The following is a 23,134-nucleotide window of genomic DNA, read 5'->3' as shown; positions in this document are numbered from 1 at the left end:
GCGGGCCCTCGGGCGGTAGCGCCGGCGCGCGCGGCGAGGGGCACCCGGTGCTCGTCGACGCGGCGCCTCGACGGGCCTGATGTGCCCCCGCCCACCCGGTCGTGGGATGATCGGCGACGTGCTGAAGTGGACCACTGCCGGAGAATCGCACGGCCAGGCCCTCGTGACGATCGTCGAGGGCGTCATCGCGGGCGTCGAGGTGACGAGCGAGCAGATCGCCGCGCAACTCGCCCGCCGCCGCCTCGGCTACGGCCGCGGTGCGCGCATGAAGTTCGAGGCCGACGCCGTGCGCGTGCTGGGCGGCGTCCGGCACGGTCGCACCATGGGATCGCCGGTGGCGATCGAGGTCGGTAACACCGAGTGGCCCAAGTGGGAACAGATCATGTCGGCGGACCCCGTAAACCCCGAGGAGATCGACGACAAGGCCCGCGCCGCCCGCCTGACCCGCCCGCGGCCCGGTCACGCGGACTTCTCCGGGATGCTCAAGTACGACTTCGACGACGCCCGGATGGTCCTCGAGCGGGCCAGCGCGCGTGAGACCGCCGCCCGCGTCGCGGCGGGGACGGTCGCCCGCGGTGTGCTCCGCGACGTCCTCGGCGTGGAGGTGCTGTCCCACGTCATCTCCATCGGCGCCTCGGAGCCCTACGTGGGCCCCGAGCCGACGTTCGCCGATCTCCAGGCGATCGACGCCAGCCCGGTGCGCGCGTTCGACGCCGCCGCCGCGGACTCGATGATCGCCGAGATCGAGGCCGCCAAGAAGGCCGGTGACACCCTCGGGGGCGTGGTCGAGGTCGTCGTCCACGGGCTCCCGATCGGACTCGGGTCGCACGTGTCGGGCGAGGAGCGTCTCGACGCCCAGCTCGCCGGCGCCCTCATGGGGATCCAGGCCATCAAGGGCGTCGAGGTCGGTGACGGGTTCGAGACGGCCCGCCGGCGCGGCAGCGTCGCCCATGACGAGATGGTCCGGGGTGCGGACGGCGTCGAGCGCCGCAGTAACCGCGCGGGCGGACTCGAGGGCGGCATGACCAACGGCCAGCCCCTGCGGGTGCGGGCGGCGATGAAGCCCATCTCGACCGTTCCGCGTGCCCTCGCGACGGTCGACATGGAGGACGGGTCGGCGGCCACGGCGATCCATCAGCGCTCGGACGTGTGCGCCGTCCCCGCGGCGGGCGTCGTCGCGGAGTCGATGGTCGCGCTCGTGCTGGCCCGTGCGGTACTGCAGAAGTTCGGTGGCGACTCGCTGGCGGAGACCCGCCGCAACGCCGAGGGGTACCTCGACGCGGTCGCCGAGCGTCTGGACTGGGCGACGGACGAGGTATGAGCGGCCCGGCACGTCCGGTCGCGGTGCTCGTGGGCCCGCCCGGCGCCGGGAAGACCACCATCGGCCGCAAACTCGCCCGACGTCTCGAGCTGCCGTTCCTGGACGCCGATCACCTGATCGAGGAGGCCGAGGGCCGGAGTATCCCCGAGATCTTCGCCTCCGACGGTGAGCCCGCCTTCCGCGAGATCGAGGAGCGGATCATCGGCGAGGCTCTCACCACCTTCGGCGGGGTGCTCTCCCTCGGCGGGGGCGCGGTGTTATCCCCGGTGACACGGGAGCGGCTGCGCGGGCACCGGGTCGTCCACCTCACGATCGGCGTCGCCGAGGGCGTGCGCCGTTCCCAGGGACCGGGTCGCCCACTGCTGTCCGGCGGTGACGTCACCGCGCGGTACCAGGCACTGCTCACCGAGCGGGCACCCCTGTACCGGGAGGTGGCCTGGACGACCGTGAGCACCGAGCGACGCAGTTCGGGCAAGGTGGTGTCGGACATCGTCGACAGGCTCGACTCCGGCGACCCGCATCCGCGGGGCGCCGGCGGCCGGACGAGATGATGGTGAGGACGCGCACACGCGTGCGGAGACGATCGATGAGCGGGAGCGACAGATGAACCAGGATCCGAACACCAGCGACCCCGTCGTCGTGGAGGTGCGCGCCGCGGACCCGTATCCCGTGGTGATCGGCCGCGGGCTGCTGCCGGAGATCCTCGAGGAGTGCTCGTCCTCGCGGACCGTCGCGATCTTCTACCAGCCGCCGTTGGCGCAGACGGCCGAGACGCTGCGCGAGAAGCTCGCCGAGGCGGGGGTGGACGCCCACCGGATCGAGATCCCCGACGCCGAGGCGGGGAAGGACCTCGCCGTGGCCGGGTTCTGCTGGGACGTCCTCGGGCAGATCGGGCTCAACCGCAAGGACACGATCGTCAGCCTGGGCGGCGGGGCCGCCACCGACCTCGCCGGCTTCGTCGCCGCCACGTGGATGCGGGGCGTGCGGGTGGTGCACATCCCCACGACGCTGCTGGCGATGGTCGACGCGGCCGTCGGCGGCAAGACCGGCATCAACACGGACGCGGGCAAGAACCTGGTGGGCAGCTTCCACGAGCCGGCGGCGGTGTTCATCGATACGGCCACCCTGGAGTCCGTTCCCCGCAACGAGTTGGTCTCGGGCATGGCCGAGGTGGTCAAGTGCGGCTTCATCGCCGACCCCGTGATCCTCGACCTCATCGAGGCCGACCCGGAGGCGGCGCTGGACCCGTCCGGGGACACGATCGTCGAGCTGATCCGCCGCAGCGTGCAGGTCAAGGCCGACGTCGTGGGGCAGGACCTCAAGGAGTCGGGCCTGAGGGAGATCCTCAACTACGGGCACACCCTCGGCCACGCGGTCGAGCGTCGCGAGCAGTACCGCTGGCGTCACGGCGCCGCGATCAGCGTGGGCATGTGCTTCGTCGCGGAGCTCGCGAGGCTCGCCGGTCGCCTCGACGACGCGACGGCCGATCGCCATTCCTCGGTCCTGGCCTCGCTCGGCCTGCCGACCGGGTACGACCCGGACGCGTTCCCGCGCCTGCTCGAGCTCATGGCCGGGGATAAGAAGAACCACTCCGGCTTCCTGCGGCTGGTGGTGCTGGACGGGCTCGCGCGCCCCTCCCGGATGGAGGCCCCGGACCCGTCGCTGATGACGGCCGCCTACGCCACCATCTCCGAGGGCCGTGCCCCCAGCGGTGGGGGGATCCTCCTGTGATCGAGCGACTCGCCCGCCGCCGGAAGGCCCTGGCCGTCGCCCTCGCGGACGTCGGCGCGCAGGGCCTGTTGGTCACCGATCCGCGCAACATCGCCTACCTGACCGGGTTCCGCGGGTCCGGTGGCGTCGCGTTGGTGGACGACGACGGCGAGGCGGTGCTCTGCACGGATTCGCGGTACGAACTCCAGGTGGTCGAGCAGGCCCCGGACGTGGGGCACGTGATCTCGCGGGAGTACGTCTCCGGCGTGCTCGGGCGTCGCCGCGGCCCCGCGGACGCCCCGCTCGCCGTGGAGGCCGAGCACATGACGCTGTCGGCGGCGTCCGCCCTCCGCCGCGCGCTCGCGGACACCGGGGGAGCGGCCACCCGCATCGTCGAGACCAGCGGCCTCGTGGAGCAGGTGCGCCGCGCCAAGGACCCCGAGGAGCTGGCGCTCATCGAGCGCGCCTGCGGCGTGGTCGACGAGGCGTGGACACACCTGGTGAACGCCGGTGCCATCGCCGTGGGCCGCACCGAGCGGGAGGTCGCGGCCGACCTCGAACACGCGATGCGGCGGGCGGGATCGGACGGAGTGGCGTTCGAGACGATCGTCGCCTCCGGCCCCAACGGAGCGCACCCGCACCACGTGCCGGGCGACCGGGCGCTCGCCGACGGCGACCTCGTGGTGGTCGACTTCGGCGCCACCGTCTCCGGCTACGCGTCGGACTGCACCCGCACGGTCGCGCTGGGCACCGCCCCGGATCGGCTGCTGGACGCCTACGACGTCGTCCTGCGTGCGCAGCTGGCCGGCGTGGGGGCGGTGCGCGAGGGGATGGGGTGCGCGGACCTCGACGCGGTGAGCCGGGGCATCATCGACGACGCCGGGTTCGGCGACCACTTCGGCCACTCGCTGGGCCACGGGGTGGGCCTGGACGTGCACGAAGCGCCCGCGGTGTCGACGAGGTCCACGAGTACACTGTCCGACGGCGATGTGATCACCATCGAGCCGGGGATCTACCTCGCGGGTCTCGGCGGGATCCGGATCGAGGACACCGTGGCCGTCACCGGAGGTGGCGGGAGGTCCCTGACCACCACGTCGAAGGCTCTCAGGGCGCTCTGACCACCAGCACGCCCCGAGTGGTCTGCCCACGACCACGTGCGCGGCGCCCCCACCGGCGTCCCGCCCGACGACTTTCCCGAAGGAGTACCGACTATGGCGTCCACCGCCGACTTCAAGAACGGCCTCGTCCTCAAAGAGGAGGGGCAGCTGTGGCAGATCGTCGAATTCCAGCACGTCAAGCCCGGTAAGGGCCCGGCGTTCGTGCGGACGAAGCTGAAGAACGTCGTCACCGGGAAGAACGTCGACAAGACGTTCAGCGCCGGCGTCAAGGTCGAGATCGCGACGGTCGACCGCCGCGACATGACGTTCCTGTACCGCGACGGTGAGGACTACGTCCTCATGGACGAGCAGGACTACGAGCAGATCAACGTCAGCCCGGCCGTCATGGGCGACGGCGCGCGTTTCCTGCTCGAGAACACCACCGTCCAGGTCTCGTTCAACGAGGGCGTCCCGCTGTTCGCCGAGATGCCGGTCGCCGTGGACCTGATCGTGCAGCACACCGATCCCGGCCTCCAGGGTGACCGCTCCACCGGCGGCACCAAGCCCGCCACCCTCGAGACCGGCGCCGAGGTGCAGGTCCCGCTGTTCATCAACACCGGCGACAAGCTGCGCATCGACACCCGTGACGGCCACTACCTCAGCCGGGTGAACGACTGATCATGGCGGACGAGGTCGACCACCGGCGCCGAGGAGCTCGGTACCGGGCGCGCAGGCGTGCCGTCTCCCTGCTCTTCGAGGCCGAACTGCGGGACGCCGACGTCGTGCAGCTCGCCGAGGAGCGCCGCCGGATGGGGGAGGAGTCCCAGGAGTTCCACGACGTCGCGCCGTACACCATGGAGATCGTCACCGGCGTCGCCGAGCGGCTCGACCGGCTGGACTCGACGATCTCCGAGCACCTGCGGGAGTGGACGCTCGAGCGGCTGCCCGCCGTCGACCGCGCGGTGCTCCGTGCGGCCGCGTGGGAGCTGCTCTTCGGCTCCGACGAGGTGGACGCGGCGGTGGTGATCGACCAGGCGGTCCTGTTGGTGTCGGACCTGTCCGCGGAGAAGTCGGTGCCGTACGTCAACGCGGTCCTCGACCGGGTGGCCGGGCTGGCCCAGCACATCCGGGCCGCCGAGCGGGCCGTGTCGAGTCTGGACGGCCCCGACGGACCGGACGTCGGCGACACCGGTGGGCCCGACGTGTCGCAGGCCACGTCCGACGATCCGGGGACGGGCGCGGCCGGCTGATAGAGTTCAGGTCCGAAAGCTATCCCTTTAACGAGCCGTCCAGCGAGGCGGACAAGGAGGTGGTGATCGGTGAGCGCTGACGGTTCGGAGACGAACTCGGTGTCACTCTTCACGTCCGACGACGTCGCCAGGACGGTGTCCCGCCTGGCCCATCAGATCATCGAACGCACCGCTGCGGACGCGCCCGGCTCGGGCCCCGTGGTGCTGCTCGGCATCCCGACCCGCGGCGTGCCGCTAGCCGCTCGCCTCGCCGAGCGGATCCGCGAGTTCAGCGGTGCCGAGGTCCACGCCGGCTCGCTGGACGTCACGCTCTACCGTGACGATCTCGCGGACGGTCCGCACCGGCCCCTGGGACCCACGAGGGTGCCGGCGCGGGGGATCGACGGGGCCACGGTCATCCTCGTCGACGACGTGCTGTTCTCGGGCCGGACCATCCGGGCCGCGTTCGACGCGCTCCGCGATCTCGGTCGGCCCGCCCGCGTGCAGCTGGCAGTCCTCGTCGACCGCGGTCACCGCGAGCTGCCCATCCGCGCCGACTACGTGGGCAAGAACGTCCCGACCTCCCGAGAGGAGGGCGTGTCGGTGCGGCTCAGCGAGATCGACGGCACCGACGCCGTGTTCCTGCGGCGACCCGACCCGGAGGGGACGCGATGAAGCACCTGCTCTCGGCGGCCGACCTCGACCGGGACGCGGCGCTGTCGATCCTCGACGAGGCGGCGCGCCTGAAGGAGGCCCTCCTCGGCCGCGAGGTCCGCAAGTTGCCGACGCTGCGTGGCAAGACGGTGCTGACGGTGTTCTACGAGAACTCCACCCGGACACGCGTGTCCTTCGAGACCGCCGGCAAGTGGATGAGCGCCGACGTCATCAACGTCTCGGCGAGCGCGTCCTCAGTCCAGAAGGGCGAGTCGCTCCGCGACACCGCGTTGACCCTCACCGCCATCGGTGCCGATGCCCTCATCGTCCGCCACCCCGCCTCGGGTGCGGTGCAGCAGATCGCTGGCTGGGTCTGCCCCGGAGGTGCCGGCCCGTCGGTCATCAACGCCGGCGACGGCATGCACGAGCACCCCACCCAGGCGCTGCTCGACGCGATGACCCTGCGCGAGCGGCTCGGCGGTATCGAGGGGCGCCGCGTGGTGATCGTCGGCGACATCCTGCACTCGCGGGTCGCCCGGTCCAACGCCCTGCTGTTGTCGACGCTGGGCGCGGAGGTCGTCCTCGTCGCCCCGCCCACGCTGTTGCCGGTGGGTGTGGAGTCCTGCCCGGTCCGCGCCTCCACCGATCTCGACGCCGAGCTGGACGGCGCGGACGCCGTCATGATGCTGCGCGTCCAGGCCGAGCGGATGAACGGGGGGTTCTTCCCGTCCGCCCGCGAGTACGCGGTGCGCTACGGACTCGGAACAGCCCGTGCCGCCCGGCTCGGGGAGGACGTCGTGGTCCTCCACCCGGGTCCGATGGTCCGCGGTATGGAGATCGGATTCGACACCGCCGACGCGCCGTCGTCCGCGATCCTCCAGCAGGTCACCAACGGGGTGCACGTCCGCATGTCGGTGCTGCTGCACGCCCTGGTCGGAACGGAAGGAAACCCCGAGTGAGCGCCCAACCTGCGCCTACCCTGCTGCTACGTCGAGTACGCCCCTATGGAGAGGGCGACCCCGTGGACGTCCTCGTCCGGGACGGCCGGATCGCGGCGATCGGCGACGACGCCGGCGCCCACGCCGGTGCCGACGTCGCCGACGGTGGCGGGGGCGTCGAGGTCCTCGACTTCGACGGCGCGATCCTGCTGCCCGGGTTCGTCGATCTGCACACCCATCTGCGCGAGCCCGGCCGCGAGGACACCGAGACCATCGCGACCGGGTCGGCCGCCGCCGCCCGCGGCGGTTACACCCCCGTGTTCGCCATGGCCAACACCCAACCCCCGCAGGACAACCAGACCGTCACCGACTCGGTTTTCAGGATCGGCCGCGAGGTCGGTCTGTGCGACGTCCACCCCGTCGGCGCGGTCACCGTCGGGCTCGCCGGCGAGCAGCTCACGGAGATGGGGCAGATGGCCTCCGGAGAGGCCCGCGTACGGGTCTTCTCCGACGACGGCATGTGCGTGTACGACCCGCTGGTGATGCGCCGCGCCCTCGAGTACTCGGCTGGTCTCGGCGTGCTCATCGCGCAGCACGCCGAGGAGCCGCGCCTGACCCGTGGGGCCGTGGCACACGAAGGGCCCACCGCGGCACGCCTCGGACTCACCGGCTGGCCGCGCTCGGCCGAGGAGTCGATCGTCGCCCGCGACGCGATCCTCGCCCGCGACGCGGGTGCCCGCGTCCACATCTGCCACGCCTCCACCACCGGCACCGTCGAGCTGCTGCGGTGGGCTAAGGCGCAGGGCATCCCGATCACCGCCGAGGTCACGCCGCACCACCTACTGCTGGACGACTCGCGACTCGAGTCGTACGACGGCGTGTACCGCGTCAACCCGCCGCTGCGCGAGGCGCACGACGCTGCGGCGTTGCGCGAGGCGCTCGTCGCCGGGGTGATCGACTGTGTCGCCACCGACCACGCCCCACACGCGGCCCAGGAGAAGTGCTGCGAGTTCGCCGCCGCCCGTCCCGGCATGCTCGGCCTCGAGACCGCACTGCCCATCGTCGCCGCCCTACTCGTCGAAACCGGGGGCATGACCTGGCGGGATCTCGCCCGCGTCATGAGCACCCGGCCCGCCGAGATCGCCGGCCTGTCGGACCAGGGGCGGCCGATCGCGGTGGGGGAGCCGGCCAACCTCGCCGTCGTCGACCCCGACTCCCCGTGGACCGTCGTCGGTGAGGAGCTGGCAAGTCTGTCCGCCAACACCCCCTACGAGGGAATGACGTTCGCGGCGAGGGTCGTCGGCACCGTGTACCGGGGCCGACTGACCACCCGCGACGGAGAGGTACTCGCATGACCCAGGACACCTGGACCGTCATCGTCGTCATCGCCGTGCTGCTCGGACTGATCGGCCTGATGACGGTCGGCTGGCGGAACCGGAGCCGATCCCAGGCGGGTCTGTTCGACGACCTGCCGGCACCGCCCGCCGACCCGGGCGAGATCGTGTTGGGTCCGCTGTCCGGCGTGTACATCGGCAGCACCATCGCGGGCGACTGGCAGGCCAGGATCGCCCGCCCGCCGCTCGGGCACCGCTCGGCCGGCACCCTCACCGCCCACGCCGACGGCCTGCGACTCGACCTCGCCGACGCCACCATCTGGATCCCGCGCCACGACCTCGTCGACGTGCGCCGCGCCTCGGCACTGGCCAACAAGACCGTGCCCGGCGGCGGCATCCTCGTCGCCCGCTGGCAGGTCACCGGCGCGGACGGCCGCACCCTCGTCGACTCGGGCTTCCGGGCCGACGACAAGGACGGCTACCCCCGCTGGGAGGCACTGCGCGGTGACGCCGCCCCCACCCCCGATACCGACTCCACCACCGAGGAGAAGCAGTGACATCGCACAGCACCACGCCCGCGCGACAGGGGGTCGGCGAGCCCGCCGCACTCGTCCTCGAGGACGGGCGTATCCACCGGGGGCAGGCCTTCGGCGCCACCGGCACCACGCTCGGTGAGGCGGTGTTCACCACCGGTATGTCCGGGTACCAGGAGACCCTCACCGATCCGTCCTACTGTCGACAGATCGTCGTGACCACCGCGCCCCAGATCGGCAACACCGGCTGGAACGACGAGGACGGCGAGTCGCTGCTCGACGGCGAGGTCGGCGGCGGCCGCATCTGGGTCGCGGGCCTGGTCATCCGCGACCTGTCGCGCCGCGCCTCCAACCATCGCTCCACGCGCACGCTCGAAGAGGAGATGGTCGCCCAGGGCGTCGTCGGCATCGCGGGGATCGACACCCGCGCGGTCGTCCGCCACATCCGCGAGCGAGGTGCGATGAAGGCCGGCATCTTCTCCGGCGCGGATCTCTCCGACGACGAGACCATGCTCGCCGCGGTCCGCGCCCAGGAGTCCATGGCCGGCGCGTCGCTGTCCGAGGAGGTCACCACCTCCGCGCCGTACGTGGTCGAGCCGGAGGGCGAGGCCCGATTCTCGGTCGCCGCCCTCGACCTGGGCATCAAGTCCAACACGCCGCGGATGCTCGCGGCGCGGGGCGTCCGGGTCCACGTGATCCCCGCCGGGTCGACCCTCCAGGACGTCCTCGACCTCGACGTCGACGGCGTCTTCCTGTCCAACGGGCCCGGCGACCCGGCGACCGCCGACTCCGCCGTGCACCTCACCAAGGAGGTCCTCGGCCAGGGCATCCCGTTCTTCGGCATCTGCTTCGGCAACCAGATCCTCGGGCGCGCCCTGGGTCTGGACACGTACAAGATGCGGTTCGGTCACCGCGGCACCAACATCCCGGTGATCGAGAAGGCCACCGGCTCCGTGGCCATCACCTCGCAGAACCACGGGTTCGCCCTCCGCGCCCCCGAGAACGACACCTGGGAGACCCCGTGGGGGACCGCGACGGTCACCCACGTGTGCGCCAACGACGGCACCGTCGAGGGCGTCGCCCTCACCGACGGCAGCGCGTTCTCCGTCCAGTACCACCCCGAGGCGGCCGCGGGCCCCCGCGACGCGGCGGACCTGTTCGACCGCTTCGTCAGCCTGCTCGCCTCCTCCGACACCGGCTCCGCAGACTCCAGAAAGGGCTCGAACTGATGCCCCGGCGCACAGACATCAACCACGTCCTCGTCATCGGCTCCGGCCCGATCGTCATCGGCCAGGCCAGTGAGTTCGACTACTCCGGGACCCAGGCGTGCCGTGTGCTCAAGTCGGAGGGGCTGCGCGTCACGCTGGTCAACTCCAATCCGGCCACGATCATGACCGACCCCGAGTTCGCCGACGCGACCTACGTCGAACCGATCACTCCCGAGTACATCGACAAGATCTTCGTCCGCGAGGCCGAGCAGGGCCATCCCGTCGACGCGGTCCTCGCGACGCTGGGCGGGCAGACCGCGCTCAACGCCGCCATGCAGCTCGACGCCCAGGGGATCCTCACCAAGCACGGTGTGGAGCTCATCGGCGCCGACATCCCCGCGATCAACCGCGGCGAGGACCGGCAGACCTTCAAGGACATCGTCGCCAGTGTGGGCGGCGAGTCCGCGCGCAGCGCCGTGTGCCACACGATGGAGGAGGTCCACGCGACGGTCGCCGAGCTCGGCCTGCCCGTCGTCGTCCGCCCGTCGTTCACCATGGGCGGCCTCGGTTCCGGCCTCGCCTTCACCACCGAGGACCTCGAGCGGATCGCCGGTGGCGGACTGTCGGCCTCGCCCACCGCGAACGTCCTCATCGAGGAGTCCATCCTCGGGTGGAAGGAGTTCGAGCTCGAGCTCATGCGCGACAACAAGGACAACGTCGTCGTCGTGTGCTCGATCGAGAACGTGGACGCCCTCGGCGTGCACACCGGCGACTCCGTGACGGTCGCGCCGTCGATGACGCTGACCGACCGCGAGTTCCAGAACATGCGCGACCTCGGCATCGCCATCATCCGCGAGGTCGGCGTCGACACCGGCGGCTGCAACATCCAGTTCGCCGTCAACCCGGTCGACGGCCGCATCGTCGTGATCGAGATGAACCCCCGCGTGTCACGCTCGTCGGCGCTGGCCTCCAAGGCCACCGGCTTCCCGATCGCCAAGATCGCGGCCCGCCTCGCGATCGGCTACTCGCTCGACGAGATCACCAACGACATCACGGGGGAGACCCCGGCGTGCTTCGAGCCGACCCTCGACTACGTCGTCGTCAAGGCCCCGCGTTTCGCGTTCGAGAAGTTCCCGGGTGCCGACGACACCCTCACCACCACGATGAAGTCGGTGGGCGAGGCCATGAGCCTCGGCCGCAACTACCGCGAGGCGCTCGGCAAGGTCATGCGCTCGCTCGAGACCAAGGCCGCCGGCTTCTGGACCCTGCCCGACGAGGTCATCGCCCCGGGGCGTTCGACCGACGTCACGGCGGTCCTCGACGATCTGCGTCGCCCGACCGAGGGACGCATGTACGACGTCGAGCTCGCGCTGCGCCTGGGCGCCACGGTCGAGCAGGTGCACGAGGCCTCGGGCATCGACCCGTGGTTCGTCGACGAGGTCGCCGCGCTGGTCGAGCTGCGTCAGGAGATCATCGACGCCCCGGTCGTCGACGAGCCCCTGCTGCGTCGCGCCAAGCACAACGGGCTGTCCGACGCCCAGATCGCGGCGCTGCGCCCCGAGTTCGCCGGGGCCGAGGGCGTGCAGCGCCTTCGGCACCGCCTGGGGGTGCGCCCCGTCTACAAGACCGTCGACACCTGCGCGGCCGAGTTCGAGGCCAAGACCCCGTACCACTACTCCACCTACGAGCTCGACCCCGCCGCCGAGTCGGAGGTCACGCCGCAGACGGAGCGGGAGAAGGTCATCATCCTGGGCTCCGGTCCCAACCGGATCGGCCAGGGCATCGAGTTCGACTACTCGTGCGTGCACGCCGCCCTGACCCTGTCCGAGGCCGGCTACGAGACCGTCATGGTCAACTGCAACCCGGAGACCGTCTCGACCGACTACGACACGGCGGACCGCCTCTACTTCGAGCCGCTCACGTTCGAGGACGTCATGGAGGTCTACCACGCCGAGTCCGAGTCGGGAACGGTCGCGGGCGTCCTCGTCCAGCTCGGCGGGCAGACCCCGCTCGGCCTGGCCGCCCAGCTCGAGGAGGCCGGGGTGCCGATCGTCGGCACCAGCCCGTCCGCCATCGACCTGGCCGAGGACCGCCGCGAGTTCGGCGAGGTGCTGGTCCGCGCCGGCCTGCCCGCCCCCGCGTTCGGCACCGCGATCAACGCGGAGGAGGCCACGACCATCGCCGCGGACATCGGCTACCCCGTTCTCGTGCGCCCGTCCTACGTGCTGGGCGGCCGGGGTATGGAGATCGTCTACGACGAGGCCTCACTTCGCTCCTACATCGACCGGGCGACCGAGATCAGCCCGGACCGTCCGGTCCTGGTGGACCGCTTCCTCGACGACGCCGTCGAGATCGACGTCGACATCCTGTGTGACGGCACCGAGGTCTACCTCGGTGGCGTGATGGAGCACATCGAGGAGGCCGGCATCCACTCCGGCGACTCCGCCTGCGCACTCCCGCCGATCACCCTCGGCCAGGACGACATCGACCGTGTCCGCCGTTCGAGCGAGGCACTCGCCTTCGGCATCGGCGTCAAGGGCCTGATGAACGTCCAGTACGCCATCAAGGACGACGTCCTCTACGTCCTCGAGGCCAACCCGCGCGCCAGCCGCACCGTGCCGTTCGTGTCCAAGGCGACCGGCGTCCACCTGGCCAAGGCCTGCGCCCGGATCATGATGGGCGAGTCCATCGCAGCGCTGCGCGAGGAGGGACTCCTGCCCTCGGACCGGGACGGCGGCTCCCTGCCCGCGGACGCGCCCGTCGCGGTCAAGGAGGCGGTCCTCCCGTTCAACCGCTTCCGCACCCCGGAAGGCGACACCGTCGACTCCCTGCTGAGCCCGGAGATGAAGTCGACCGGCGAGGTCATGGGCATCGGCCCCGACTTCGCCGTCGCCTTCGCCAAGGGTCAGCTCGCCGCCGAGGGGGTGCTCCCCACGTCGGGCACCGTGTTCGTCTCGGTCGCGAACCGGGACAAGCGCTCGATGGTGTTCCCCGCGCAGCGCCTCGCCGCGCTCGGGTTCACCGTTCTGGCCACCGAGGGGACCGCTCTGATGCTGCGGCGGTACGGGATCGCGTGCGAGACCGTGGCGAAGCTCTCCGAGTCGGGCTCGGGTCCCGTGGACGCCGAGGGCAACGCGGTCCGGACGATCGTCGACCGCATCAACGCCGACGAGGTGGATCTCATCCTCAACATCGCCTCCTCGACGGGCGGGACCCGGGCGGACGGACACGAGATCCGCTCCGCCGCCATCTCGCGTCGCGTCCCGTGCGTCACGACCGTCCAGGGCGCCACGGCCGCCGTCCACGGCATCGAGGCGACACGCCGCGGCGACGTCACCGTCAGCCCGCTGCAGGACCTGCACTCGGGGTTCGCCTCCTGATGACCGTCTCCGCCCCCCGGGCCCCCTTCGGCGAGCGGTTACGCTCGGCGGTCTCCGCCCGCGGCAACCTGTGCGTGGGGATCGATCCACACCCCGCACTGCTCGAGGCGTGGGGACTCGGGGCGGACGCCGACGGGCTCGCCGAGTTCGCACGCCGGTCGCTCGAGGCGTTCGCGGACCTCGTCCCGGCGGTCAAACCCCAGGTCGCGTTCTTCGAGGAACACGGCTCGGCCGGCATCGGCGTCCTCGAGCAGGTCCTCGACCGGATCGGCGAGGCCGGCGCGCTGTCCGTCGCGGATGCCAAGCGCGGCGACATCGGCTCGACCATGGCCGGGTACGCCCGGGCGTGGCTGCGCGATTCCTCTCCGCTCGCGTGTGATGCGCTCACCGTCTCGCCGTACCTCGGCGTCGGATCACTGGACGCCGCGTTCGAGGCGGCCTCGGACACCGGGCGAGGGCTGTTCGTCCTCGCCCGCACCTCCAACCCCGAAGCGGGTCCGTTGCAGCGCTCGCTCGGGTCCGCGGGATCGGTCGCGCAGGCGGTGGTCGACGAGGTGGGCCGCCGCAACGGCACGGCCACCCCGGGGGCACCCGGCCCCTTCGGTGTGGTCGTGGGGGCCACGGTCGCCGATCCGCCGCGGCTGGACGCGCTGCACGGGCCCGTCCTCATGCCGGGCGTGGGGGAGCAGGGCGGCACGCTCGAGGACGTCAGGAGGATCGCCGGGCCCGCGCTGCCGCACACCCTGGTCAACGTCTCGCGGCACGTCCTCCGGGCGGGCCCGGACGTCGACGCGATGCGGACCGTCGTGCGCGATCTGGCGGCACAGTACAGGTTCGGTGGCGACTCCTGAGTCACCGCCGTCCCCTCCGGTTCACCGACGTCACATGGGGACACGTCACCGGTGTGCCCGGCGGGAACCGGATCGGCGGCATTCGGGTGGTTCGACTCGCGGTGGCCGAGGCGCGCCGCTAGTCTTCTGTACAACCTCACCACGCCAATGCGCAGTTCAGACGGGGTACCGCTACGGGGCCCCGCGCTGGTACGGGGTCCCTCGGCCGCGTACTGTTGCTGAGGTCATCAGGCCCGGAACAGTCGACATCCCCTCGGGGAAGTCGGAACCGCCCGGGTACGGTGAGCACGAGGGAGCGCCCGCTCCCGGAGGCGTTCCGCAGCCCGCGGACGCGCCGGGGACGGTCACCGCACACCAGGCGGGGGTGTCCTACGGTGGACACCCGCGTGAGTCATGAGACACACACGAACGAGACGGAGGAATTGTGGCCCTTCCCCAGTTGACCGATGAGCAGCGCGCTGCTGCTCTGGAGAAGGCGGCTGCCGCCCGTCGCGCCCGGGCTGAGCTCAAGGAGCGCCTGAAGCGCGGCGGCACCGACCTCAAGCAGGTGCTCAAGGATGCCGAGAGCGACGAGATCCTCGGCAAGATGAAGGTCTCGGCGCTGCTCGAGGCCCTGCCCAAGGTGGGCAAGGTCAAGGCTCAGGAGATCATGACCGAGCTGGAGATCGCGCCGACGCGCCGTCTGCGTGGTCTCGGTGACCGCCAGCGTCGCGCACTGCTCGAGCGGTTCGACTTCACGGTCGACTGATCGGCGAATGAACACACCGTCGTCCGGGGCCGCCCCGGAGGCGACGGCGAAGAGGGGCCGGCTGATCGTCTTGGCCGGCCCCTCCGCTGTCGGCAAGTCCACCGTCGTCGCCCGCCTGCGCGAGCGCCTGTCCGATCTCTACTTCAGCGTCTCCATGACCACCCGCGATCCCCGCCCCGGCGAGGTCGACGGTCGCGACTATCACTTCGTCACCACGGAGGAGTTCCGCGACGCGGTCGCGGGGGGCCGCATGCTGGAGTGGGCCGAGATCCACCGGGGCCTCCAGCTCTCCGGTACCCCCGCCGAGCCGGTCCGCCGCGCCCTGGACGAGGGTCGGCCGGTCCTCATCGAGGTCGATCTGGCCGGGGTCCGTCAGATCCGCGAGTCCCTACCCGAGGGCACGACCGTCTTCCTGGCACCTCCGTCATGGGAAGAACTCGAGGTCCGCCTGCGGGGTAGGGGTACCGAACCCCACGACGTGGTCGCCCGTCGACTCGAGACCGCGAAGGTCGAGATGGAGGCCCGCGACGAGTTCGACGTGGTCATCGTCAACGACGAACTCGAGGCCGCCGTCGACGAGTTGGTATCATTGCTGGTCGGCCGCGACTAACGCCGGTCCCAGCGTCACCCGGGTGTCACGAGACACCAGCCCGCAGTACCCAGAGGAGATCCCATAGTGGCCACCACCGAAGCCGCAGCGGCCACCCCGCTGTACGACACCCCGATCGGTATCACCAACCCCCCGATCGACGAGCTGCTCGAGCGGGCGTCCTCCAAGTACGCGCTCGTGATCTTCGCCGCCAAGCGCGCGCGGCAGATCAACTCGTACTACAACCAGATCGAGGAGGGCATCCTCGAGTACGTCGGTCCGCTGGTCGACCCGGGGCTGCACGAGAAGCCGCTGACCATCGCGCTGCGCGAGCTGCACTCCGATCTGCTCGACTGCGCCGAGGGAGAGTGAGCCCCACCGGGGACGACATGCGCGGCAAGCGTGTCGTCGTCGGCGTGGGCGGCGGGATCGCCGCGTACAAGGCCTGCGGCCTGATCCGGCTCCTCACCGAGTCCGGATGCCACGTCGACGTCGTCCCCACCGAGGCGGCCCTGCGCTTCGTCGGGTCCGCCACCTTCGAGGCGCTGTCCGGAAAGCCGGTGTCGACCGGGGTGTTCTCGGACGTGCCGTCCGTCCGCCACGTCGCCCTCGGGCAGCGGGCGGACCTCGTCGTCGTCGCCCCCGCCACCTCCGACCTGCTCGCCCGCGCGGCGAGCGGCCGGGCGGACGACCTCCTCACCTCCACGCTGCTCACCGCACGCTGCCCGGTCCTGCTCGCCCCGGCCATGCACACCGAGATGTGGGAGCACCCCGCCACCCGGCGGAACGTCGACACTCTCCGCGGGGACGGGGTGCACGTCATGCCACCGGCCTCCGGACGCCTCACCGGCGCCGACACCGGCGCCGGGCGCCTACCCGAGCCGTCGGACATCGCCCGGCTGGCCTGGCTCCTCCTCGACGGCGGGGCCTTGCCGTGGGATCTGGCGGGTCGGCACGTCGTGGTGACCTCCGGCGGTACCCGTGAGGAGATCGACCCGGTCCGGTTCCTCGGCAACCGGAGCTCCGGCAAGCAGGGACACGCGATCGCCGCGGTGGCCGCGGCCCGCGGCGCCCGGGTCACGTTGGTGACCTCCTCGGACCTCCCGGTACCCGCGGCCGTCGAGGCGGTGCACATCGAGTCCGCCCTGGAGTTGCGGGAGGAGACCCTGCGCGCCGCCGCCCACGCCGATGTCGTCGTCAAGGCCGCGGCCGTCGCCGACTTCCGGCCGGCGGACGTCTCCGAGTCCAAGCTCAAGAAGGGCAGCGATTCCGAGCCGGCCGAGATCAGGCTGCAGCGCAATCCCGACATCCTGGCCGACCTCGTCGCGGCCCGCTCCGCCGGCGACGTCCCCTCCAGCTGCGTCCTGGTCGGTTTCGCGGCCGAGACCGGCGACTCGTCCGGGTCAGTCCTCGAGCACGGCCGGGCGAAGCTCGCGAGGAAGGGATGCGACCTCCTCGTCGTCAACGAGGTCGGGCGGGACACCACCTTCGGCCGGGACGACAACGGGGGCTGGATCCTCGACGCCGACGGCGCCGAGACCACGCTGGACCGGGCGAGCAAGAACCTCCTAGCCGACCGGCTGCTCGACGCGGTCGCAGCGGTCAGCCTCCGCCGGACCCGCCGGAGTGACACAGACCGCACCGACTAGTGTCGTTCTCACGCGATCGGCACCGATCACACGCGATCCCACCATGGAAGAGAGAAGCACTGTGACGCAGGCACGTCGGCTGTTCACCAGCGAGTCCGTGACCGAGGGGCATCCGGACAAGATCTGTGACGCCATCTCAGATTCGATCCTCGACGCGATGCTGGAACAGGACCCGGCGGCCCGCGTGGCCGTGGAGACCATGGTCACCACCGGCCAGGTCCACGTGGCCGGCGAGGTCAAGACCACCGGTTACGTGGAGATCCCGCAGCTCATCCGCGACAAGATCGTCGAGATCGGCTACGACTCCTCCGACAAGGGCTTCGACGGGGTCTCCTGCGGCGTGTCCATCTCCATCGGCCAGCAGTCCCCGGAGATCGCCCAGGGCGTCGACACCTCCCACGAGGCACGCACCTCCACCGAATCGGTCGAGGACGCCATCGCCCGCCAGGGCGCCGGCGACCAGGGCCTGATGTTCGGCTACGCCTGCTCGGACACCCCCGAGCTCATGCCGCTGCCGATCGCGCTGGCCCACCGCCTGTCCCGGCGGCTGACCGAGGTGCGCAAAGACGGCACCCTGGACTACCTGCGCCCGGACGGCAAGACCCAGGTCACCATCGAATACGACGGCGACCGCGCGGTGCGTCTGGACACTATCGTCATCTCCACCCAGCACGCCGACGGCATCGACCTCGAGACCACGCTGCGCGACGACCTCACCGCCCACGTGATCGACCCGGTCCTGGCCGATGCGGCCGGTGACATCGACACCTCCGACTTCCGCCTGTTGGTCAACCCCACCGGCCGGTTCGTGCTCGGTGGCCCGATGGGCGACGCCGGTCTGACCGGACGCAAGATCATCGTCGACACCTATGGCGGCATGGCCCGTCACGGCGGCGGCGCCTTCTCGGGCAAGGACCCGTCCAAGGTCGACCGCTCCGCCGCGTACGCCATGCGCTGGGTCGCCAAGAACATCGTCGCCGCCGGGCTGGCCGAGCGCGTCGAGGTCCAGGTCGCCTACGCCATCGGCAAGGCCGCCCCCGTCGGCCTGTTCGTCGAGGCCTTCGGCACCGAGAAGGTCGACATCGACCGTCTGCAGCAGGCCGTGACCGAGGTGTTCGACCTGCGCCCGGGCGCCATCATCCGCGACCTGGACCTCAAGCGGCCCATCTACGCCCCCACCGCGGCCTACGGCCACTTCGGACGCACCGACGTCGACCTGCCCTGGGAGCGCACCGACCGCGTCGAGGACCTCAGGACGGCCGCCGGACTGTAGAGCCGTCGCACCCGGGTGTCGTAGCGGGGTGCGAGGATTCCCGACGTGACGACAACGCGCCCGGCGACCCGGGTCGCGGCGGCCGAGCGCCCCGTGGCCCGGGTTCTGCCGTTGCTCGGGGTACCCCACCTCGACCGCGAATTCGACTACCGGGTGCCCGAGTCGATGTCGGCCGAGGCTCGCCCCGGCGTACGCGTGCGGGTGCGCTTCGCCGGCCGACTTGTCGACGGTTTCCTCGTCGAACGCACGGCCCACACCGACCACCAGGGCGAGCTCGCCTGGCTCGAACGCGTGGTCTCCCCGGAACCCGTCCTCACCCCGGCGCTGTTGCACCTGGTCGACCTCGTCGCGCGCCGGTGGGTGGGCACGCGGTCCGACGTGCTCCGACTGGCCATCCCGCCCCGGCACGCGGCGGCGGAGAAGTCCGTGCCCGAGCCCGGCGCGTCCGAGGGGGTGTCGATCGGCCCGGTCGAACTACCGGCGGGCTGGGAGGACCACCCGATGGTCGCCAGGTTCCTCGAGGCGGTCACCGGCGGTGTGCCGGCCCGGGGGGTGTGGACGGTGCCGCCCGGCCGGGACTGGGCGCGGTCGTTGGCCGCACTCGCCGACTCCGTCCGACGACGGGGTCTGCAGGTGCTGCTCATCGTCCCGGACCAGCGTGACGTCGACCGCCTCGCCGGGGCGTGCCGCGAGGTGGTCGGGGGCGGAGCGGCCGGCCGGGACCTCGTCGCCGACCTGTCCGCGGGAGTGGGCCCCTCCGCCAGGTACCGACGCTGGCTGCGCGCGGTCCGCGGGCATGCACGGATCGTCGTGGGCACACGCAGCTCCGTCTTCGCCCCGCTCCCCGAACCGGGCCTCATCGTGCTGCACGACGACGGTGACGACTCCTTCGTCGAACCCCGCGCTCCGTATCCGCACACGCGTGATGTCGCCGCCCAGCGTTCCGCGCTCGAGGGCACCCCGCTCCTGCTGACGTCGGTGGACCGGACGCCGGAAGTCGCGGAGTACGTGAGGATCGGCTGGGCACACGAGATCCGGCCCCGCGCCGGCCTGGTCCGCGAGCTGGCCCCGCGGGTGGTGGCCGTGACGGACGCCGACCCGGTCCAGGCACGTGACGTCGCGGGCGGCCGCACGCGCCTGCCGGCCGTCGCGTTGACGATGGCCCGCGAGTCGATCGACGTCGACGCGCCGGTCCTGGTCCAGGTTCCCCGGAAGGGGTACATCCCCACTCTGCTGTGCGGTTCCTGCCGGACGCCCGCCCGGTGTCGTCGCTGCAACGGCCCCCTGCGCGCCGGCCGCATGGACGAGGTCCACGGGCCGGTCGAGCTGGCGTGCGGGTGGTGCGGGGCGCCCGAGCCGGGGTTCCGATGCGTGGCCTGCGGATCGCGTGCGTTGCGCGCCGGGGTCGTGGGCGCGGGGCGCACCGCCGAGGAGTTGGGCCGGATGTTCCCCGGGGTGCGGATCCGCACGAGCGGGGGAGGGGAGATCCTCGACTCCGTACCCGCGAGTCCCGCGATCATCGTGTCCACCCCCGGCGCCGAGCCCGTCGCCGACGGCGGTTACGGCGCCGCGCTGCTGTTGGACTCGTGGGCGCTGCTCGGACGGCCCGACCTGAGGGCTGTGCAGAACGCGCTCCGGCTGTGGATCGGCGCCGCCGGGCTCGTCCGCCCGGCCGACGAGGGCGGCAGGGTGTTCCTGTCGGCGGACTCCGGGTCCGCGGTCGCCCAGGCGTTGGTCCGGTGGGACCCACAGGGCTGGGCGGAGCGCGAGCTCGCCGACCGCGCCGAGGTCGGGTTCCCCCCGGCGGTACACATGATGGCGGTCGACGGCCCCGCGTCGGCGCTGGCGGAGTTCCTCGAGGACTTCCGGTTCGCCGACAGCGTCGAGGTGCTCGGCCCGGTGGACCTCCCCCCTGGCGAGGAGCTGCCCGGCCATGACGAGGTGGAGGATCCCGAGCGGGTCCTCCTGCGGGTCCCCCCGGCGATGCTGAACGACGTCGCCGCGGAGCTGCGCGCCCTCATCGTCCGGCGGGCGGGCAGACGATCCACCCATCCGCTGCGCGTCCGCCTGGATCCCGTGAACATCGGATGACCGACGCAGCGCCTAGAATGGCTGTTCATCACCGTCGCCCCGAGGAGACCCGATACGCATGCCCGTCCACCCCGTCCGGCTCTTCGGCGATCCCGTCCTGAGGACCGCCGCTGATCCCGTCACCTCCTTCGACGACCGGCTGGCGCGGACGGTGACGGACCTCATGGACACGGTCGCGCACGAGGAGGGCGCCGGTCTCGCGGCCCCGCAGATCGGCCTGTCCACCCGCGTGTTCGTCTACACCTGTGGAGGACGTCGGGGCCACCTGGTCAACCCGGAATGGGAGGCCATCGGGGACGAGAGCACCGAGGTCAACGAGGGCTGTCTGTCCATCCCGGGTGTGTCGATGCCCACGGAGCGGTTCGCCCGGGTCCGCGCACGCGGGTTCGACGTGAAGGGCGACCCCGTGAGCTTCGAGGCGGAGGGCATCCTCGCCCGCGCGGTCCAGCATGAGATCGACCACCTCGACGGGGTGCTGTTCCTCCAGCGGCTCACCCCGGAACGTCGCCGCGCCGCGATGGCCGAGATCCGCTCGTCCGCGTGGTTCGGGAGCGCCGCCGTCAGCGCCGGGGTCATCTACGACCAGCTCTCCGACGCCATGGCGGTGAGGTGACCGATGCGCCTCGTCTTCGCCGGCACCCCCGACGTCGCCGTCCCGTCCCTGCGGGCTCTCCTCGACAGCGACCGCCACGAGGTGGTGGCCGTGGTCTCCCGACCCGACGCGCGCACCGGACGTGGCCGCGGGCTGTCCCGCAGTCCCGTCGCGGCCGCCGCCGACGCTGCGGGGATCGAGGTCCTCACCCCGCCCAACGCCCGCGATTCCGGGTTCGCCGAGCGGCTGCGTGAACTGGCGCCCGACGCCGTCCCCGTGGTCGCCTACGGACACCTCGTCCCACGGCCCGTTCTGGACATCCCGGCGCACGGTTGGATCAACCTGCACTTCTCCCTCCTGCCCGCGTGGCGGGGGGCCGCCCCCGTCAACGCCGCCATCGCGGCCGGTGACGAGGTCACCGGCGCCACGACGTTCCGACTCGACGAGGGGATGGACACCGGCCCCGTGCTGGGGACGATGACCGAGACGATCCGGCCACGCGACACCGCCGGCGACCTGCTCGGGCGACTGTCCGAGTCCGGGGCCGGTCTGCTGGTCGCGACGCTCGACGGCCTCGAGGCGGGGGAGTTGCGTCCGGTGCCGCAGCCGACCGATGGTGTCTCCCACGCGGGGAAACTCACTGTCGACGACGCGCGGGTGCGGTGGACCGACCCCGCACTGGCGGTGGACCGACATATCCGCTCGGTCACCCCGGCGCCCGGTGCGTGGACGACGCTGAACAGGCAGCGGGTGAAGATCGGCACCGCCCGCCCGGCCGACGACGCCGCACCCGCCCTCGAGCCCGGGCGCATCGCGTGGGACAAGAGGACCTTCCACGTCGGCACCGCCTCCGCACCCATGGCGATCGAGAGCATCCAGCCCCCGGGGAAGAAGATGATGAACGCACTCGACTGGATCCGCGGCGCCCGCCTCGACGACGAGGCGGCCTTCGAGTGAGCGCCGACGGCGGGCGGGGCCGCGGCGCCGGAAACGGCGACAGCAGGCACGGCGGAGGCGGCCCGAAGCGCGGAGACGGCAGAGGTCGGCCCCGGGACACCGGCGGAGACCGCCCACGCTCGGGCGGCCAGCAGCGGTCAGGGGGCCCGCGTTCGGGAGCCGGCCAGCGATCGGGCGACCGGCAGCGACCAGGCGACCGGCAGCGCTCGAGAGAGCAGCAGCGACCGCAGCGGCGGCCCGATGCGCGATCGGTGGCGCTGGCCGTGATGGCGGCCGTCCGCGAACGGCAGGCCTACGCCAACCTCACGCTCCCGGCCGAGCTACGGCGGGCGAAGCTCGACTCCCGGGACGCGGCCCTGGCCACCGAACTCACGTACGGCACCCTGCGCGCGCAGGGGCTGCTCGACCGCATCATCACGCTCGCCTCGTCCCGTCCCGTCGAGGAGATCGACCCGCCGGTGCTCGACCTCGTCCGGCTGGGCGCGTACCAACTGCTGTTCACCCGCATCGGCGCCCACGCGGCCGTCGACACCAGCGTCGAGGCGGCGCGCACGGCGGGTCTCGGCCGAGCGGGGGCGTTCGTCAACGCCGTGCTGCGCAAGGTCTCGGCCCGGGACCTCGACGCGTGGCTCGACGCGCTGCGCGAGGGGGTGACCGACCCGGTGGCGCGGATGGCGGTGGGGACCGCCCACCCCGAGTGGATCGCCCGCGCGTTCGCCGAGTCGCTCGGCGCCGCCGCCGGGGAACTACCCGACCTGCTCGCGGCCGACGACGCCCGGCCCAAGGTCCACCTGGCCGCGCGACCCGGGGCGATCTCGGCCGAGGAACTCGCCCTGGTCACCGGTGGGCGCGAGGGCGAGCTGTCCCCGTACGCCGTCCACCTGGACTCCGGGGACCCGGGCACGCTCGACGCGGTGCGCGAGGGCATGGCGGCGGTGCAGGACGAGGGCAGCCAACTGGTCGCGCTGGCCGCGGCGCGG

At 71.9% G+C, this 23,134-nt stretch carries 22 protein-coding genes; all 22 read left to right on the top strand.

The window, feature by feature from the left end; all coding sequences use genetic code 11:
* The first annotated feature begins 106 nt into the window (after positions 1 to 106).
* Positions 107 to 1,321: a chorismate synthase gene (gene aroC, locus HMPREF3086_RS10555; RefSeq protein WP_061228668.1), complete on the top strand. Its 1,215-nt coding sequence runs from the start codon at positions 107 to 109 to the stop codon at positions 1,319 to 1,321.
* Positions 1,318 to 1,872 carry a shikimate kinase gene (locus tag HMPREF3086_RS10550; RefSeq protein ID WP_061228667.1) on the top strand — a complete coding sequence of 185 codons (555 nt, stop codon included), beginning with the start codon at positions 1,318 to 1,320 and terminating at the stop codon, positions 1,870 to 1,872. The genes aroC and HMPREF3086_RS10550 overlap by 4 nt, the downstream gene beginning before the upstream one ends.
* Positions 1,873 to 1,924: 52 nt before the next feature.
* Positions 1,925 to 3,052 (top strand): 3-dehydroquinate synthase, encoded by a 1,128-nt coding sequence (gene aroB / locus HMPREF3086_RS10545; RefSeq protein WP_061228666.1) that lies wholly within the window; start codon positions 1,925 to 1,927, stop codon positions 3,050 to 3,052.
* The gene (locus HMPREF3086_RS10540; protein WP_070721767.1) at positions 3,049 to 4,149 is read left to right on the top strand and encodes a M24 family metallopeptidase; all 1,101 of its coding nucleotides are present in this window, start codon (positions 3,049 to 3,051) and stop codon (positions 4,147 to 4,149) included. The genes aroB and HMPREF3086_RS10540 overlap by 4 nt, the downstream gene beginning before the upstream one ends.
* A gap of 93 nt (positions 4,150 to 4,242) precedes the next feature.
* The gene (gene efp / locus HMPREF3086_RS10535; RefSeq protein WP_007631945.1) at positions 4,243 to 4,806 is read left to right on the top strand and encodes an elongation factor P; all 564 of its coding nucleotides are present in this window, start codon (positions 4,243 to 4,245) and stop codon (positions 4,804 to 4,806) included.
* Positions 4,807 to 4,808: 2 nt separating this feature from the next.
* Complete coding sequence (gene nusB, locus HMPREF3086_RS10530) at positions 4,809 to 5,378, top strand: transcription antitermination factor NusB (RefSeq protein ID WP_061228664.1); 570 nt, start codon at positions 4,809 to 4,811, stop codon at positions 5,376 to 5,378.
* Positions 5,379 to 5,447: 69 nt separating this feature from the next.
* Positions 5,448 to 6,032 carry a bifunctional pyr operon transcriptional regulator/uracil phosphoribosyltransferase PyrR gene (gene pyrR / locus HMPREF3086_RS10525; protein WP_070721765.1) on the top strand — a complete coding sequence of 195 codons (585 nt, stop codon included), beginning with the start codon at positions 5,448 to 5,450 and terminating at the stop codon, positions 6,030 to 6,032.
* On the top strand, positions 6,029 to 6,970 hold the full coding sequence (locus HMPREF3086_RS10520; protein ID WP_070721761.1) for an aspartate carbamoyltransferase catalytic subunit: 942 nt from the start codon (positions 6,029 to 6,031) through the stop codon (positions 6,968 to 6,970). The genes pyrR and HMPREF3086_RS10520 overlap by 4 nt, the downstream gene beginning before the upstream one ends.
* Positions 6,967 to 8,304, top strand: coding sequence for a dihydroorotase (locus tag HMPREF3086_RS10515; RefSeq protein WP_070721759.1), 1,338 nt, complete (start codon positions 6,967 to 6,969; stop codon positions 8,302 to 8,304). Before HMPREF3086_RS10520 ends, HMPREF3086_RS10515 begins: the two co-directional genes overlap by 4 nt.
* A complete protein-coding gene (locus tag HMPREF3086_RS10510; protein WP_061228660.1) occupies positions 8,301 to 8,840 on the top strand; it encodes a PH-like domain-containing protein in 540 nt (179 codons plus the stop codon). Before HMPREF3086_RS10515 ends, HMPREF3086_RS10510 begins: the two co-directional genes overlap by 4 nt.
* On the top strand, positions 8,837 to 10,045 hold the full coding sequence (gene carA / locus HMPREF3086_RS10505; protein ID WP_061914784.1) for a glutamine-hydrolyzing carbamoyl-phosphate synthase small subunit: 1,209 nt from the start codon (positions 8,837 to 8,839) through the stop codon (positions 10,043 to 10,045). Before HMPREF3086_RS10510 ends, carA begins: the two co-directional genes overlap by 4 nt.
* Complete coding sequence (gene carB, locus HMPREF3086_RS10500) at positions 10,045 to 13,404, top strand: carbamoyl-phosphate synthase large subunit (protein ID WP_061228658.1); 3,360 nt, start codon at positions 10,045 to 10,047, stop codon at positions 13,402 to 13,404. The genes carA and carB overlap by 1 nt, the downstream gene beginning before the upstream one ends.
* On the top strand, positions 13,404 to 14,255 hold the full coding sequence (pyrF, locus tag HMPREF3086_RS10495; protein ID WP_061228657.1) for an orotidine-5'-phosphate decarboxylase: 852 nt from the start codon (positions 13,404 to 13,406) through the stop codon (positions 14,253 to 14,255). The genes carB and pyrF overlap by 1 nt, the downstream gene beginning before the upstream one ends.
* Before the next feature lie 424 nt (positions 14,256 to 14,679).
* Entirely contained in the window at positions 14,680 to 15,003 is a 324-nt protein-coding gene (mihF, locus tag HMPREF3086_RS10490; RefSeq protein WP_007631925.1) for an integration host factor, actinobacterial type, read from the top strand.
* A 7-nt stretch (positions 15,004 to 15,010) separates the two neighbouring features.
* Positions 15,011 to 15,613, top strand: coding sequence for a guanylate kinase (gene gmk / locus HMPREF3086_RS10485; RefSeq protein ID WP_061228656.1), 603 nt, complete (start codon positions 15,011 to 15,013; stop codon positions 15,611 to 15,613).
* Between the two features lie 66 nt (positions 15,614 to 15,679).
* A complete protein-coding gene (rpoZ, locus tag HMPREF3086_RS10480; protein WP_061228655.1) occupies positions 15,680 to 15,964 on the top strand; it encodes a DNA-directed RNA polymerase subunit omega in 285 nt (94 codons plus the stop codon).
* Entirely contained in the window at positions 15,961 to 17,241 is a 1,281-nt protein-coding gene (coaBC, locus tag HMPREF3086_RS10475; protein WP_181365946.1) for a bifunctional phosphopantothenoylcysteine decarboxylase/phosphopantothenate--cysteine ligase CoaBC, read from the top strand. The genes rpoZ and coaBC overlap by 4 nt, the downstream gene beginning before the upstream one ends.
* Positions 17,242 to 17,302: 61 nt before the next feature.
* On the top strand, positions 17,303 to 18,514 hold the full coding sequence (metK, locus tag HMPREF3086_RS10470) for a methionine adenosyltransferase (RefSeq protein WP_181366019.1): 1,212 nt from the start codon (positions 17,303 to 17,305) through the stop codon (positions 18,512 to 18,514).
* Positions 18,515 to 18,559: 45 nt separating this feature from the next.
* Positions 18,560 to 20,605 carry a primosomal protein N' gene (locus HMPREF3086_RS10465; protein WP_070721758.1) on the top strand — a complete coding sequence of 682 codons (2,046 nt, stop codon included), beginning with the start codon at positions 18,560 to 18,562 and terminating at the stop codon, positions 20,603 to 20,605.
* Positions 20,606 to 20,663: 58 nt separating this feature from the next.
* On the top strand, positions 20,664 to 21,218 hold the full coding sequence (def, locus tag HMPREF3086_RS10460) for a peptide deformylase (RefSeq protein WP_070721755.1): 555 nt from the start codon (positions 20,664 to 20,666) through the stop codon (positions 21,216 to 21,218).
* Positions 21,219 to 21,221: 3 nt separating this feature from the next.
* Entirely contained in the window at positions 21,222 to 22,154 is a 933-nt protein-coding gene (gene fmt / locus HMPREF3086_RS10455) for a methionyl-tRNA formyltransferase (RefSeq protein WP_070721754.1), read from the top strand.
* A 251-nt stretch (positions 22,155 to 22,405) separates the two neighbouring features.
* On the top strand, positions 22,406 to 23,134 hold a 729-nt coding region (locus tag HMPREF3086_RS10450; RefSeq protein ID WP_305790935.1), incomplete at its 3' end, for a transcription antitermination factor NusB.

Origin of the sequence: Dietzia sp. HMSC21D01 (assembly GCF_001815995.1) — a bacterium.
In the GTDB taxonomy this organism is placed as follows: domain Bacteria; phylum Actinomycetota; class Actinomycetes; order Mycobacteriales; family Mycobacteriaceae; genus Dietzia; species Dietzia cinnamea.
This window is presented reverse-complemented; position numbering and strand designations above follow the sequence as displayed.